At 73.8% G+C, this 14561-nt stretch carries 14 protein-coding genes; 5 read left to right on the top strand and 9 right to left on the bottom strand.

The genetic code is table 11. The annotated features are described in order from the left end of the window. Nucleotides 1-101: 101 nt before the first annotated feature. Complete coding sequence (locus ACZ6ZR_RS13830; protein ID WP_465642302.1) at nucleotides 102-2609, top strand: CDP-glycerol glycerophosphotransferase family protein; 2508 nt, start codon at nucleotides 102-104, stop codon at nucleotides 2607-2609. Between the two features lie 7 nt (nucleotides 2610-2616). Here the strand turns inward: ACZ6ZR_RS13830 and ACZ6ZR_RS13825 are convergent, their stop codons facing one another. The 6 genes from ACZ6ZR_RS13825 to ACZ6ZR_RS13800 form a co-directional block, all read right to left on the bottom strand. Further along, complete coding sequence (locus tag ACZ6ZR_RS13825; protein ID WP_465642301.1) at nucleotides 2617-3189, bottom strand: 2'-5' RNA ligase family protein; 573 nt, start codon at nucleotides 3187-3189, stop codon at nucleotides 2617-2619. A 14-nt stretch (nucleotides 3190-3203) separates the two neighbouring features. After that, nucleotides 3204-4241 carry a tryptophan--tRNA ligase gene (gene trpS / locus ACZ6ZR_RS13820; RefSeq protein ID WP_465642300.1) on the bottom strand — a complete coding sequence of 346 codons (1038 nt, stop codon included), beginning with the start codon at nucleotides 4239-4241 and terminating at the stop codon, nucleotides 3204-3206. Between the two features lie 30 nt (nucleotides 4242-4271). Then, nucleotides 4272-5162 carry a hemolysin family protein gene (locus ACZ6ZR_RS13815; protein ID WP_465642299.1) on the bottom strand — a complete coding sequence of 297 codons (891 nt, stop codon included), beginning with the start codon at nucleotides 5160-5162 and terminating at the stop codon, nucleotides 4272-4274. Between the two features lie 70 nt (nucleotides 5163-5232). Beyond that, nucleotides 5233-6222, bottom strand: a complete 990-nt coding sequence (locus ACZ6ZR_RS13810) for a malate dehydrogenase (protein ID WP_465642298.1) — start codon at nucleotides 6220-6222, stop codon at nucleotides 5233-5235. A 231-nt stretch (nucleotides 6223-6453) separates the two neighbouring features. After that, the gene (locus ACZ6ZR_RS13805) at nucleotides 6454-6828 is read right to left on the bottom strand and encodes a DUF3017 domain-containing protein (RefSeq protein ID WP_465642297.1); all 375 of its coding nucleotides are present in this window, start codon (nucleotides 6826-6828) and stop codon (nucleotides 6454-6456) included. A 41-nt stretch (nucleotides 6829-6869) separates the two neighbouring features. Beyond that, nucleotides 6870-7727, bottom strand: a complete 858-nt coding sequence (locus ACZ6ZR_RS13800) for a bifunctional methylenetetrahydrofolate dehydrogenase/methenyltetrahydrofolate cyclohydrolase (protein ID WP_465642296.1) — start codon at nucleotides 7725-7727, stop codon at nucleotides 6870-6872. A 154-nt stretch (nucleotides 7728-7881) separates the two neighbouring features. Here ACZ6ZR_RS13800 and ACZ6ZR_RS13795 point away from each other — a divergent pair, with 154 nt between their 5' ends. From ACZ6ZR_RS13795 to ACZ6ZR_RS13785, 3 genes are all read left to right on the top strand, one after another. Beyond that, nucleotides 7882-8301, top strand: a complete 420-nt coding sequence (locus tag ACZ6ZR_RS13795; RefSeq protein ID WP_465642295.1) for a hypothetical protein — start codon at nucleotides 7882-7884, stop codon at nucleotides 8299-8301. Then, nucleotides 8298-8711 carry a DUF2752 domain-containing protein gene (locus ACZ6ZR_RS13790; RefSeq protein ID WP_465642294.1) on the top strand — a complete coding sequence of 138 codons (414 nt, stop codon included), beginning with the start codon at nucleotides 8298-8300 and terminating at the stop codon, nucleotides 8709-8711. The genes ACZ6ZR_RS13795 and ACZ6ZR_RS13790 overlap by 4 nt, the downstream gene beginning before the upstream one ends. 141 nt (nucleotides 8712-8852) lie before the next feature. After that, a complete protein-coding gene (locus ACZ6ZR_RS13785) occupies nucleotides 8853-9500 on the top strand; it encodes an RDD family protein (RefSeq protein WP_465642293.1) in 648 nt (215 codons plus the stop codon). Nucleotides 9501-9579: 79 nt separating this feature from the next. On the opposite strand, the gene purH is transcribed toward ACZ6ZR_RS13785, so the two are convergent. Both purH and purN read right to left on the bottom strand, forming a co-directional pair. Continuing rightward, nucleotides 9580-11184 (bottom strand): bifunctional phosphoribosylaminoimidazolecarboxamide formyltransferase/IMP cyclohydrolase, encoded by a 1605-nt coding sequence (gene purH, locus ACZ6ZR_RS13780; RefSeq protein ID WP_465642292.1) that lies wholly within the window; start codon nucleotides 11182-11184, stop codon nucleotides 9580-9582. Further along, a complete protein-coding gene (purN, locus tag ACZ6ZR_RS13775) occupies nucleotides 11181-11822 on the bottom strand; it encodes a phosphoribosylglycinamide formyltransferase (RefSeq protein WP_465642411.1) in 642 nt (213 codons plus the stop codon). The genes purH and purN overlap by 4 nt, the downstream gene beginning before the upstream one ends. A gap of 494 nt (nucleotides 11823-12316) precedes the next feature. Here purN and ACZ6ZR_RS13770 point away from each other — a divergent pair, with 494 nt between their 5' ends. Further along, nucleotides 12317-12955: a hypothetical protein gene (locus ACZ6ZR_RS13770; RefSeq protein ID WP_465642291.1), complete on the top strand. Its 639-nt coding sequence runs from the start codon at nucleotides 12317-12319 to the stop codon at nucleotides 12953-12955. A gap of 36 nt (nucleotides 12956-12991) precedes the next feature. Here ACZ6ZR_RS13770 and ACZ6ZR_RS13765 read toward each other — a convergent pair whose 3' ends face one another. After that, complete coding sequence (locus tag ACZ6ZR_RS13765; RefSeq protein WP_465642290.1) at nucleotides 12992-14308, bottom strand: cell division protein PerM; 1317 nt, start codon at nucleotides 14306-14308, stop codon at nucleotides 12992-12994. Nucleotides 14309-14561: the final 253 nt, after the last annotated feature.

Here is a 14561-nt window from a genome sequence, read left to right as displayed (position 1 = left end):
CTCCCTCTCAGGGGAATTAAACGGTCTTCCCAGCTGACGTGGATTGACCTGCGGCTTTCGCCCGGTATGGGATGGGATCACCCCTATCGGAAGGCAGCCCCTTGTCCGTTCTCCGCACCGCCCGCGTCGTCGCCCAGCGCCGTCCCGAGCAGGGCGCGGAGTACCCGCCCGCGCCGCCCTCGTTCGGCCTGCGCGAGGTCCGCTGGACCGACGGCCGGCTGGAGTTGACCGGCTCCGCCCACCCAGGGGACCGGGACACCGCGCGGCACCTGAGCGCGCGGACCACCGTCCGGCTCACCCGGCCCGGGCAGGAGCCGCTCCGGCTGAGGACCCGTCAGCTGTACTGCCCCGAGGTCACCGAGGAGAGCGGCCAGGAGGAGTTCAACCACGACTGGGCGGCCTTCACCGCCGAGCTCGACCCGGCCCTGCTGCGCGAGCCGGACGGCAGCTGGCCGGACGCCGAGTGGCTGGTCGAGGCGGTGCTGCCGGTCTCGCTGGGCCTGACCGGGCTGCGCCGCGAACTCGGCTCGCCCGGCCCGCACTGGTGCGGCTCCGCCGAGTACCCGCCCGCGCACTGGGTGGACCGCGACGTCCGGCTGCTGGTGCGCTTCACCGAGCGGGGCCTCACCGTGAAGCTGCACCGGGTCTGGAGCCGCCTCACCGGGCTGCGCGCGGTGGACGGCGGCCTGGAGCTCTCCGGCTGGGCGCACGACGTCCCCGAGGGCACCGTGTACCGGCTGCGCCACCGGGAGGGCGGCGGCGAGAGCCGGCACCCCGTCAGCGCGGACGGCCGGGAGTTCACCATCCGGCTGCCGTTCGAGGCCCTCGCCCCGGACGGCCCGGGCACCCTGGCCGACGGCGGCACCGAACACTGGGAGGGCGAGCTGCTGCGGCCGGACGGCTCCACCGAGCGGCCGGTGCTGGACGAACGCGCCGTCCCCGGCGGACTGCTGCTGGCCCACCCGGCCGGCGGCGCCCTGACGGTCAAGCAACTGGCCGACGGCTACCCGCAGTTCCGCCTCCAGCCGGGCGCCGTGCTGGTGGACGCGGTGGCCCCCGTCGAGGGCGGTTTCCGGCTCGCGGTCCGCGCCGAGCTGCCCGGCGACGGCCCGCTGGAGCTGGTGCTGCGGCACGCCACCGGCGAGGTCCGCACCCCGGTGGAGCGCGGGGCCGGGATCACCGTGCCCTGCACCGTGACCGGCTCGGACGGCGCCCGGCGGCCGCTGCGGCGCGGCATCTGGGAGCTGCGGCTGCGGCCGCTCGGCGACCCCTCCGCCGAACGGCCGCTCCAGCTCACCGGCCCCGCCCTGGCCGCGCTGCCCGCCGAGGTCCGGCTCGGCCCGGCGGCCGGCTTCCCGGCCGGCGGCGACAAGCGGGTGCGGCTGCGCAGCCGCTGGCACGACACCCTGATCCTGGACTCCACCCCGGTGCTCGCCCCGGCCGAGCGCAGCGCGTACGCGCAGCACCGGCTGCTCACCGGGGCGTACCCGGCGGCCCGCCGCCGGCCGCTGCGCGAGGCGGTGCTCTACGACGTCTTCAACGGCCGTGGCTACGCCGACTCGCCGCGCGCCGTGCACGCCGAACTCGCCCGCCGGGGGCTGCCGTTGGAGCACCTCTGGGTGGTGGAGGACGCCCGGGCCCAGGTCCCCGCCGGGGTCCGGCCGGTGCGGGCCCACGGCCCCGAGTGGTACGAGGCGCTGGGCACCTCCCGCTACCTGGTGGGCAACACGCACTTCCCGCACTTCCTGGAGCGCCGGCCCGGCCAGGTGGTGGTGCAGACCTGGCACGGCTCGCTGCTCAAGCGGATCGCCCACGACGTGGCGACCCCCTGGCTGGCCGACGCCGGCTACCTGGCCGCGCTGGAGCGCGAGATGCCGCAGTGGAGCCTGCTGGTCTCCCCCAGTGCCTTCGCCACCCCGATCCTGCGCCGCGCCTTCCGGTACCGGGGCGAGCTGCTGGAGAGCGGCTACCCGCGCAACGACGTGCTGGCCGCCGGCGCGGACCCGGCCGGCGTCCGCCGCCGCCTCGGCCTCCCCGACGGCAAGCGGGTGGTGCTCTACGCGCCGACCTGGCGGGAGGACCAGCGGCGGGCGGACGGCGACGGCTTCCACCTCGACCTGCGGCTGGACGTGGCGGCCGCCCGGGGCGCGCTCGGCGAGGACCACGTGCTGCTGGTGCGCCCGCACTCGCACGTGTCGGAGCCGCTGCCCGGCGCCGGGGACGGCTTCCTGTACGACGTCGGCGACTACCCCGACCCGCAGGACCTGCTGCTGGCCGCCGACGTGCTGGTGACGGACTACTCCTCGATCGTGTTCGACTTCGCCGTCACCGGCCGCCCGGTGCTCTTCTTCACCTACGACCTGGAGCATTACCGGGACACCCTGCGCGGCTTCTACTTCGACCTGGAGGCCGAGGCCCCGGGGCCGCTGCTGCCGAGCTCGGCGGAGGTGGTGGCCGCGCTGCGCGCGCTGGCCGACGGGGCGGGGCCGACGGAGCGTCAGGCCGCCGCGTACGAGCGCTTCCGGGCGGTGCACTGCCGGCTGGACGACGGCGGGGCGGCGGCCCGGGTGGTGGACCGGATGCTCGCGCTGGGGGCCGGCGCCGGCTGACGGAGGGTCAGCGGCCGGCCTGCGCGGTACCGAGGGCGTAGCTGCGCCAGGGGCGCCAGACCTCGTCGGCACCGAAGCGGGAGATCGCGAAGCCGGTCACCGCGAACCGGGCGTGGAAGGAGCGGACCTTGGCCTGCGCCTCGTCCAGCCCGTCCTCGGGCAGGCCGTGGGCGACGGTGACGTGCGGGTGGTACGGGAAGGCGAGCTCGCGGGCCAGCGGGCCCGAGCGGACGGCGGCCTCCAGGCCGCGGCACTCCTGGGCGCCCTCCTCGACCTTGACGAAGACCACCGGCGAGACCGGGCGGAAGGAGCCGCTGCCCTGGAGCAGCATCCGGAACGGCCGGTACCCGGCGGCCACCTCGTGCAGGTGGGCCTCGACCTCGGCCAGCCGGGCGACGGGCAGCTCGGTCGGCGGCAGCAGGGTGACGTGGGTCGGTATGGAGCGGGCGGCCGGGTCGCCGAGGGCGGCCCGGGCGTCCTGGATCGCGGTGCCGTACGGCTCCGGCACGTGGACGGCCACGCCGATGGTGACGGTCTCCTCGGGGAGACCGTCACCACCGGGCGTGGTCTGGATGTCCATCGGCTGGGTGTCCGTCAGCGCTTCGGGGCCAGGAAGCCCATGCGGTCGTAGACGGTGGCCAGGGTCTGGGAGGCCACCTCGCGGGCCTTCTCGGCGCCCAGGCCGAGCACCCGGTCCAGCTCGGCCGGGTCGTCCAGGTAGGCCTTGGTCCGGGCCTGGAAGGGGGTGACCCAGTCGGCGAACAGCTCGGCCAGCTCGGTCTTGAGCGCGCCGTACATCTTGCCCTCGAAGTGGGCCACCAGCTGCTCGATCGACTGCCCGCTGAGCGCGGAGTGGATGCGCAGCAGGTTGGAGACGCCGGCCTTCTTCTCCTCGTCGTAGGAGACCACCGTGTCGGTGTCGGTGACCGCGCTCTTGAACTTCTTCGAGCTGACCTTGGGGTCGTCCAGCAGGTTGACCAGGCCCTTGGGCGAGGCGGCCGACTTGCTCATCTTGGCGGTCGGGTCCTGGAGGTCCTGGATCTTGGCCGTCTCCTTGAGGATGTACGGCTTCGGCACGGTGAAGGTGGGCGCGTACCGGGTGTTGAAGCGCTCGGCGAGGTCGCGGGTCAGCTCGATGTGCTGGCGCTGGTCCTCGCCGACCGGGACGGCGTCCGCCTGGTAGAGCAGGATGTCGGCGATCTGCAGGATCGGGTAGGTGAACAGGCCGACGGTGGTGCCGTCGGCGCCCTGCTTGGAGGACTTGTCCTTGAACTGGGTCATCCGGCTGGCCTCGCCGAAGCCGGTGAGGCAGTTCATCACCCAGCCGAGCTGGGCGTGCTCGGGCACGTGGGACTGGACGAAGAGGGTGCACCGCTCCGGGTCGAGCCCGGCGCCGAGCAGCTGGGCCGCGGAGATCCGGGTGTTCTCGCGCAGGGTGGCCGGATCCTGCGCGACGGTGATCGCGTGCAGGTCGACCACCATGTAGAAGGCGTCGTTGGCCTCCTGGAGGTCCACCCACTGGCGCACCGCCCCGAGGTAGTTGCCCAGGTGGAAGGAGCCCGAGGTGGGCTGGATGCCGGAGAGGACCCGAGGACGGTCCTTGGCCGGACCGGTGACCGCTGCGTTGACCATGGGCGCCATTGTTCCAGCTTCACCGACCGCTCAGGAAACATCCGCCCCCGTAGCCCCGGACACTGTGACCGCGCTCACCCTGATCCGTTCGATCCGGCGGCCGTCCAGCTTGGCCACCGCGAGCCGCAGCCCGGCCTCCGTGGCCACCTGGTCACCGGTGCCGGGGAGGCGGCCGAGCTCGCTGACCAGGTATCCGGCGACGGTCTCGTAGGGCCCCTCCGGAAGGGTGACGCCGGTCTCGGTGGCGAAGTCCGCGAGGTTGAGCAGCCCGTCCAGCTCCATCCCGCCGCCGGCCAGCCGCCGGGTGGCGGTGGTGTCCAGGGCGTCGTACTCGTCCCGGATCTCGCCGACCACCTCCTCGACCAGGTCCTCCAGGGTGACGATCCCGGCGGTGCCGCCGTACTCGTCCACCACGATGGCCAGGTGGTGGCCCTCGCGGCGCATCTCGCTCATCGCCGCCAGCACCCGCTTGGTGGCCGGGAAGAGCCGCACCGGGCGGGTCAACTCCCGGACCAGGCAGGCCTGTTCGCCGCGCGCGCCGTAGAGGTCGCGGACGTGCACGAAGCCCGCCACGGCGTCGTAGGAGCCCTCGGTGACGGGGTAGCGGGAGTGCGGGGCCCGGCTGGCCTGCTCGCGCACCTCGGCCAGCGGCCGGTCCGCGTCCAGGAAGGTGACCTCGGTCCGCGGCACCATCACCTCGCTCAGCCGGCGCTCCCCGGCGGCGAACACGTCGGCGATCAACTCCCGCTCGTCGTGGCCGAGTTCGGTGCTGGCCGCGACCAGGTCGCGGAGCTCCTCGGAGCTCGGCCCGGGCTGCTCGCCGCGCAGCCCCCGGACGTAGCCGAGCAGCCGGGCGAAGGGCCGGAGCAGCTCGGCGAGCAGGGCGGCGAGCGGGAGGAGGAGCAGCAGGGCGAGGGTCACGGACAGGAGTGTACGGAGAACGGCCGGGCCGCCCCCTGGGGGACGACCCGGCCGTTCAGGTGAGCGAGGCTCAGATCAGGCCGAGGGCCTGCACCGCGTCGCGCTCCTCGACCAGCTCGGCGACCGAGGCGTCGATCCGCTTGCGGGAGAACTCGGAGATCTCCAGGCCCTGGACGATCTCGAACTTGCCGTCCTTGGTGGTGACCGGGAAGGACGAGATGATGCCCTCCTCGACGCCGTAGGAGCCGTCCGAGACGATGCCCATCGAGGTCCAGTCGCCCTCGGCGGTGCCGTTGACCCAGGTGTGCACGTGGTCGATCGCGGCGTTGGCGGCCGAGGCGGCCGAGGAGGCGCCGCGGGCCTCGATGATCGCCGCACCGCGCTTGGCGACGGTCGGGATGAACTCGTCGGCCAGCCAGGCCTCGTCGTTGACGGCCTCGGCGGCGTTCTTGCCGTTGACCAGCGCGTGGAAGATGTCCGGGTACTGGGTGGCCGAGTGGTTGCCCCAGATGGTCAGGCGCTGGATGTCGTTGACCGTGACGCCGAGCTTCTTGGCCAGCTGGGCGACGGCCCGGTTGTGGTCCAGGCGGGTCATCGCGGTGAAGCGCTCGGCCGGGACGTCCGGCGCGTTGCGCTGGGCGATCAGGGCGTTGGTGTTCGCCGGGTTGCCGACCACCAGGACCTTGATGTCGTCGGCGGCGTTGTCGTTGATGGCCTTGCCCTGCGGGCCGAAGATGCCACCGTTGGCCGACAGCAGGTCGCCGCGCTCCATGCCGGCGGTGCGCGGGCGGGCGCCGACCAGGAGGGCCACGTTGGCACCGTCGAAGGCGACCGACGGCTGGTCGGTGATGGTGATGTCGCGCAGCAGCGGGAACGCGCAGTCGTCGAGCTCCATCGCGGTGCCCTCGGCGGCCTTGACGCCCTGCGGGATCTCCAGCAGGCGCAGGTTGACCGGGACGTCGGCGCCGAGCAGGTGGCCCGAGGCGATGCGGAAGAGCAGCGCGTAGCCGATCTGGCCGGCCGCGCCGGTGACGGTGACGTTGACGGGGGTGCGAGTCATTTTCTGTCTACTCCAGCGATCGCCAGGGTGCCACGCCCCACCGCGCGCCCGCGCTGGAGCCGAGGACGATCTCTCGACATCGAGAGATCCGGGCGTCAGGTTATCGCAAGCCCGCTGCCCGGCGTGAGCACGGCGCTGGCTGATACGTCACAACGGGCACGTACGAACGCCCGGAACGCAACGGCCCCCGCCGGAGCGGGGGCCGTCGGGTGCCGGCGGGTGCCCTCGGGGTCAGCGGCGTTGCCGGCCGATGAAGTGGCCGAAGTTGTCCAGCACCGAGAGCCGCAGCCACGGGTCGGGCTGGGCGATCAGCGTGAGCAGCACGATCACGGCACCGAGGAAGCCCAGCACGGTGACGTCGGTGAAGCGGCTGCGCACCGCCAGCATGCCGACCTCGGGCAGCACCAGCCGGAGCGCGGCGCCGACCAGCAGGGCGGCCCCGGTCAGCAGCAGCCCGTACTTGAAGTCGCCGAACCAGGTGACGCCCAGGCCGATCACCGCCAGGCCGAGCACCAGCGTTATCGGCCACTGCCGGACCGGCAGCGGGTGGCTGCGGTCCAGCGCCGCGGCCGAGCCCTCGGGCGGAAGGGTGCCCGTGGTCTTCACCGGCCGCCGTCGCGACCGGCCTGGCATGGCCGCCACCGGGGTCAGCCGTTCGCGGCGCGCTCGGCCGCCACCACGATGTTGTTGAGCAGCATGGCGCGGGTCATCGGGCCGACGCCGCCCGGGTTCGGCGAGATCCAGCCGGCCACCTCGGCCACGCCGGGCTCCACGTCGCCCTGGATCTTGCCCTCGCCGTCCCGGCTGACGCCGACGTCGAGCACCGCGGCGCCCGGCTTGACGTCCTGAGCCTTGATCAGGTGACCGACACCGGCGGCCGCGACGATGATGTCGGCCTGCTTCAGGTGCTTGGAGAGGTCCCGGGTGCCGGTGTGACAGAGCGTCACGGTGGCGTTCTCGGAGCGGCGGGTGAGCAGCAGCCCGATCGAGCGGCCGACGGTGACGCCGCGGCCGACCACGACCACCTCGGCGCCGTCGATCTCCACCTTGTGACGGCGGAGCAGCTCGATGATCCCGTACGGGGTGCAGGGCAGCGGGCCGTCGATGCCGAGGGCGAGGCGGCCGAGCGAGGTGGGGTGCAGGCCGTCGGCGTCCTTGGCCGGGTCCATCAGCTCCAGCACCGGGTTGGGGTCCAGGCCCTTGGGGAGCGGGAGTTGGACGATGTAGCCGGTGCAGGCCGGGTCGGCGTTGAGCTCCCGGACCACGTCCTCGACCTGCTGCTGGGTGGCGTCGGCGGGCAGCTCGCGCTGGATCGAGGCGATGCCGACCTCGGCGCAGTCGCGGTGCTTGCCGTTGACGTACCAGCGGCTGCCCGGGTCGTCGCCGACCAGCAGGGTGCCGAGGCCGGGCACGATGCCCCGCTCCTTCAGGGCCGCCACGCGGACGGCGAGTTCGGACTTGATCGCGGCCGCAGTGGCCTTGCCATCGAGAATCTGGGCAGTCATGCCGCCATTCTCCCGGATCGGGAGCGGTGCCCCGGCGCGTGCCACCCGGGTTGCGGTTGCGCCACATTTCGGCACGGACGGTGAGCACCGCTGGACACGGCGGGTACGCCCCAACCACGATGTACGGGACGTGACACACGGGGGGACCACCGCAGTGAGCAATCCGTACCAGCAGCCGCCGCCTGATCCGTACGGCGGGTACGGGCAGCAGCAGCCGCAGCAGCCGTACCCCGCAGCAGCCGGCGGGTACCCGCAGCAGGGCTATCCGCAGCAGACCTACCCTCAGCAGGCCTACCAGCAGCCGGGCTTCCCGATGGCGCCGGCGGCCGAGCCGAACAGCATGGCGACCGCCGCCCTGGCGCTGGGCTTCGCCTCGATCGTGATCTGCTTCTACGGCGCGCTGCTCGGCCCGGTCGGCCTGGGTCTGGGCATCGCTGGCTTCAACCGCTCACAGCGCACCGGCGTCGGCCGCTCCCAGGCGATCGGCGGCATGGTGCTCTCCTCCCTCGGCGTGCTGATCGGCATCGCCGGGCTGGTCTTCTACGAGACCATGGTCGAGAACTACGTCCCGTGATCCAGCAGTTGACGACCCGCTGGGCGGGCACGGCCGGAACGCGGCGCGGCGGCGCGCTGCGGGTGGCGACGCGCGCGGCCGGAGCGGCGGTGGCCGCGCTGGCGGTCGCCCTGCTGCACGACGCGCACGACCCCGGGGTGCTCTGCCCGCTGCGCCGCTTCACCGGGATCCCCTGCCCGGGCTGCGGTTCGACCACGGTCTTCATCGAGGCGGGGCACGGCGATCTGGCCGCCGCCCTGCTGGCCAATCCGGTGACGGTGGTGGCGGGTCTCGGCCTGCTGCTGGCGCCGCTCGGCCCGGGGCGCTGGTGGTGGGGTCTGTCGAACCGTCACCGGAATGTCCTGATCGGTACCGCTTTAACGGTGTCCTGGCTCTGGCAGTTGCACCGCTACGACTTCCTGCTGCCGTGATCGCAAGGCTTTCTGACGGAAAGTGACCTCCGCCATGTCACTCCGTTCCGCTAATCTCCCACCCGGTCGGCACGTCAACTGCCCGTCCGTCCCAGGGTTCTCCTGCCCGTCCCAACCTCACCATCCTGCCCGGAGGCATTGATGAGCTACCCGCCCGACCCGAACAACCCGTACGGCCAGCAGCCCCCGCAGGGCTACGGCTACCCGCAGCAGGGTGCCCCGCAGGGCCAGCCCGGCCAGCCCGGCTACGGCTACCCCCAGCAGGGCCAGCCCGGCCAGCCCGGTTACGGCTACCCGCAGCAGGGTGCCCAGCAGGCCGGCTACGGCCAGCCCGGCGGCGGCTACCCGAACCCGGGCAACGTGCAGAACTTCTACGCGGGCTGGGGCAGCCGCGTGGTCGCCCGGATCATCGACTTCCTGGTCGTCAGCCTGATCCCGTACATCATCGTGTTCGCGATAGCCACGCCCGGCATCGACCCCGAGACGGGCCAGATGAGCGGCGCGGGCGGCTACTACGCCCTCCAGTTCCTGGTCGGCGTCTTCACCTGGGCCGTGCTGGCCTGGATGAAGAGCTCCATGGGCCAGTCCCTGGGCCAGAAGGCCGTCAACATCCGCATGGTGCGGGAGGCGGACGGCCAGCAGCTCAGCTTCGGCGCGGCCTTCGGCCGTGAGGCGCTGCACATCCTCGACGGCATCTGCTGCATCGGCTACCTGTGGCCGCTGTGGGACGCCAAGAAGCAGACCTTCGCGGACAAGATCATGGGCACCGTGATCGTCAAGTCCAACTGACGTCACGTCACGCAGCGGCCCCGCACACCTCACGGTGTGCGGGGCCGTTTCGCGTCCGCAGGATCCCGCGCCTGCGGGATCAGTGGAAGAAGTGCCGGGTCCCGGTCAGGTACATCGTCACGCCGGCCGCCTTCGCGGCCGCGATCACCTCGTCGTCGCGGACCGAACCACCGGGCTGGACCACGGCCTTGACGCCGCCGTCCAGCAGCACCTGGAGACCGTCCGGGAACGGGAAGAACGCATCCGAGGCGGCGTAGGAGCCCTGGGCCCGCTCACCGGCCCGCTCGACCGCGAGCTTGGCCGAGTCGACCCGGTTGACCTGGCCCATGCCGACGCCGACCGAGGCGCCGCCCCTGGCCAGCAGGATCGCGTTGGACTTGACGGCCCGGCAGGCCCGCCAGGCGAAGGCCAGCTCGGCCAGCTCCTCGGCGGACAGCGCCTCGCCGGTGGCCAGCGTCCAGGTCGACGGGTCGTCACCGGCCGCGTCCACCCGGTCGACCTGCTGGAGCAGGGCGCCGCCGGAGATCGGCCGGACCTCGACCGCGTTGGCCGGGGCCTCGGGGGCGCGCAGCACCCGGATGCTCTTCTTCCGGGCCAGCACCTCGACGGCGCCGTCCTCGTACGCCGGGGCGACGACGACCTCGGTGAAGATCTCGGCGATCTGCTCCGCCAGCTCGACGCTGACCGGGCGGTTCACCGCGATCACGCCGCCGAAGGCGGAGAGCGGGTCACAGGCGTGCGCCTTGCGGTGCGCCTCGGCCACGTCCGCACCGGTGCCGATGCCGCACGGGTTGGCGTGCTTGATGATCGCGACGGCCGGCTCGGCGTGGTCGTACGCGGCCCGGCGGGCGGCGTCGGTGTCCACGTAGTTGTTGTACGACATCTCCTTGCCGTGCAGCTGCTCGGCGCCGGCCAGGCCGCCCGTGCCGTCGGCGTAGAGGGCCGCCTGCTGGTGCGGGTTCTCGCCGTAGCGGAGCACGTTCTGGCGCTCGTAGGTGGCGCCCAGGAAGGCGGGGAACCCCACGGCGGAGCCGCTGATGTCTGCAGCGGTGTTCTCGGTGTAGCCCGAGCCCTCGAACCAGGAGGCCACCGCGACGTCGTAGGCGGCGGTGTGCGCGAACGCGGCACCGGCCAGGCGCTTGCGGGTCAGCAGGTCGAAGCCGCCGCCCTGAACGGCCGTCAGGACGTCCGCGTAGCGGGCCGGGTCGACCACCACGGCCACCGAGGGGTGGTTCTTGGCGGCGGCGCGGACCATCGACGGGCCGCCGATGTCGATCTGCTCGACGCACTCGTCCGGGGTGGCGCCGGAGGCCACGGTGGCGGTGAACGGGTAGAGGTTCACCACGACCAGGTCGAAGGGCTCGATCTCCAGCTCGGCCAGCTGCGCGCGGTGCGACTCCAGCCGGAGGTCGGCCAGCACACCGGCGTGCACGCGGGGGTGCAGCGTCTTCACGCGCCCGTCCAGGCACTCCGGGAAGCCGGTCAGCTCGGAGACCTCGGTGACCGGGACCCCGGCGGCGGAGATCCGGCCGGCGGTGGAGCCGGTCGAGACGATGGTGACCCCGGCGGCGTGCAGGCCCTGGGCCAGCTCCTCCAGACCGGTCTTGTCGTACACGCTGATCAGCGCGCGGCGGATCGGGCGGATGTTCTCCGAGACGGGGGGCGTGGTGGAGCTGGCACTCATGCCGGAATCCATACCTTTCGGTCCTCGATGCGGTGACCCTCGCGGGCCAGGCGGCCCACGACGTCGACGAGCAGCTGGCGCTCGACAGTCTTGATGCGCTCGTGCAGCGCTTCCCCGCCGTCCGCGTGGTCGGTCTCCTCGACCTCGACCACACCCTGGGCGATGATCGGACCGGTGTCCACGCCGCCGTCCACCAGGTGGACGGTGCAGCCGGTCACCTTGACGCCGTACGCGAGCGCGTCCGCGACCCCGTGCGCGCCGGGGAAGGCGGGCAGCAGGGCGGGGTGGGTGTTGACGATCCGTCCGGCGAAGGCGGCCACGAACTCCGGGCCGAGGATCTTCATGAACCCGGCGGTGACCACCAGGTCCGGCGCGTACGCGGCCACGGCGGCGGTGAGCGCCACGTCCCAGGCGGCCCGGTCCGGGTGGTCCTTGATCCGCTCCACGAAGGTCGGGACGCCCGCCTTCTCCGCGCGGTCCAGGCCCGCGATCGCCTCCCGGTCCGCTCCGACGGCGACGATCTCCGCGCCGTAGGCGGGGGTCACGGCGTCGATCAGCGCCTGGAGGTTGGTGCCCGAACCGGAGACCAGCACCACGAGACGGGCGGGGCCCGGGTCACGCGGCGGGAAGGTCTGCACGGCGTCGGTCGGGGTGGACTGGGCGGAAGCAGCGGCCACTGCGTGAATCTCCGTCGGTCGGGTGCCCGCTGGTACGTCCACCGTCGGTGGGGCCACTACGGGCGGCGCCAGGTCGGGCCGGGAACCAGTGCCTCGCCCGGCAGGTTATGACCCGTAAGGAGCGTCGTTCGGTGCGTGCTCTCGGCGTGCCGGCCGGGAGGTCTCGTAGCGGAGCTACTTGGCCTTTCGGCTGGTGCGGCGAGAGTGCGTGCCGGGCGGCGCGACGGGTCATGACCTGCCGGGCGAGGCACTGGTCCGGGCGTCGACCGTCACCACGATAACGGCTGGTCGGAGGGCCCTCGTAACCACCCGGCAACGCTACGCGCGTAGTTGAGACGGGGATCTCGCGGCACGCGGATCCGCCATACCCGTGTGACTCCCGGACACCCCTGCGGGATCATTGACCCGGCCCACCCCCACGGCCCGACCACCACGACGAAGGAATTGGCTGACAGATGAGCAGCGGAGACGACACCGGCGAGCGCAACCCGTTCGCGCCGCCGCCGGCGGATGCCCCCGACCAGCCCTGGCAGCCGCGCACCCCGCCGCCCGGCGCCTCCAAGCCCTCCGGCGAGGGCGAGAACCCGGACGACCACGGCCTGGTCCCGCCGCCGCACCCCTGGAGCCCCGGCCACCGGGGCAACGGCTGGGGCACCCCGCCGCCGGCCCCGCCGCAGCCCAAGTTCGACCCCAACGACCCGGTGCAGCGCCGCTCCCGGCAGGCGCTGATGGCCGGCATGGGCGGCATGTTCTGCGTGGTGCTCGGCATCCCCTACGTCGCCCTGCTGCTCGGCGCGCTGGCCGCCTACTGGGGCATCAGCGCCCTGCGCAGCAAGCAGCGCGTCAACCCCGACGCCCTGACCGGCCCCTCCGCCGCCGGCCCGCAGCCCGTCCGGCCGCAGACCCCGGCGGCGGTCGGCGGCCTGATCACGGGCGGCGTCACCGTCCTCTTCGTGCTGGCCTCGCTGGGCGTCACGCTCTACTACCAGGACTACGTGACCTGCGTGAGCGACGCCCTGACCTCGCAGGCCGCCGACAGCTGCGACAACCTCGCCCCGAGCATCATCGTCAACCTGTACAACCCGGGCCGGTAGCCCCCGTACGTACGTCCGAGGGCCGGCGCAGGCGCGTCAGTCGGGCCCGGCGTCCGTCCGGCGGGCGCCGAGCCCGGAGAGGCGGACCACCGCCGCGTGGGTGGTGCGGCGGGCGCGGGGGAGGTGACGGGTGGTCAGGGTGGGCCAGGCGTGGGCGAGGAGTGCTCCGGGGACGGTGGTGGCGGCCAGCCAGGCGAGGGCGGCGAGGGCGTACTGCCAGGGGACGGGGCCGAGGCCGGACATCCGGGCGGCGGCGAGCGACCCGCCGGCGGCCCAGGCGGCGAGCCCCGCGGCGGCTCCGGCCAGCAGCGAACTGCCCAGCGCCGCCAGCCCGGTGGCCACCGGGTGCCAACCCCGCCGCACCGCCGCCCGCCCGATCAGGGCCGCCGGGACCAGCCCCGCCAGCAGCGGCAGGACACAGACCACCGGCCACCACCCCGCCGCCCCGCTCTCCGGGAGCAGCGCGAAGAGCGGGAAGTCCGGCACCTCCCCGACCCGGGCCCCGAGCGGCGCGACCACCGTGCCGGTGCCGACCTCGAAGCCCGGCCCGAGGGCGTAACCGGCGGACCAGACCACCGCGTTGGGGACCAGCAGCGCGCACGCCAGGGTCAGCCCCCCGACCGTCGCCGGCCCGCCGCCGAAGCCCGCCGCGGACCGCCCCGCCGCGCCGAGCCCGAGCAGCACCGCCCCGCCGAACACCGCCCCGCCCGCCCCGGCCAGGCCGAGCACCCCCGCCGCGGCGGCCCGCAGCACGGCCGGCCCGCCGCCGGTGGGCCGGGCCCGGGCGGGCCACCGGCCGGTCCACCGCCGCGGCAGCGCGAGGCGGGCGGGCAGCCGCAGCCGGCCGTCCACCGATCCCATGCCCGCCGCGAGCGAGGCGGCCACCAGCAGCGCGACCGCCGCCAGGTCGGGCAGCGGACGGGCCCGCAGCTCCCCCTCCCCCGCGCAGTGGGCGACGGCGGCCAGAGCCACCGTCAGGTACCCGGCGCACACGGCCAACGGGGCGCGCCAGTGCAGGCGCTCGCGCCGCCCCAGGCGCTGCCCCGTACGGACCAGCAGCACGGTGGTGACCAGGGTGGGCAGCAGCGGGGTGAGGGTCAGCGGGGCGGCGGCCGGGCCCCGGGTGAGCGGGGCTCCGTGGCCGAGCAGCCAGAGCGCGGCGGCCACCCGCCCGGCCCCGGCGGCGGTGTCGTCCGCGTACGGGGTGACCACCCAGAGGGCCAGCACCGGCACGGCCACCAGGGCCAGGGTGAGCAGCGCGGTGCGGACTCCGGCCAGCAGGTCGGCGAGGAAGGGGCGGACTCCCAGTTCGCCCGGCAGGCCCAGGATCGGACGGCCCATCAGCTGCGTCATGGGCCTCATGCTCCCAAGATCACCCGTTGTGCCCCGTGAAGAGGCGAAGCTCCGCCGTGTCCCGGATTATCACCTTATGTGCCCAGTCCCGGCCCGACGTCGGCCCGACCCCCTGCCCCGGGAGGCGCGGTGACCTCCCCCGCGCCCGCACGTCCGCACAGCGATCCGGCCCGGCTGCTCCGGCTGCTGACGCCCCGTGAGACCCAGGCCCTCGCCCTGCTCGCCTCCGGCCGGGACACCGCGGCCGTCGCCG

It is taken from the genome of Kitasatospora sp. NPDC088742 (assembly GCF_055584905.1).
This window is presented reverse-complemented; position numbering and strand designations above follow the sequence as displayed.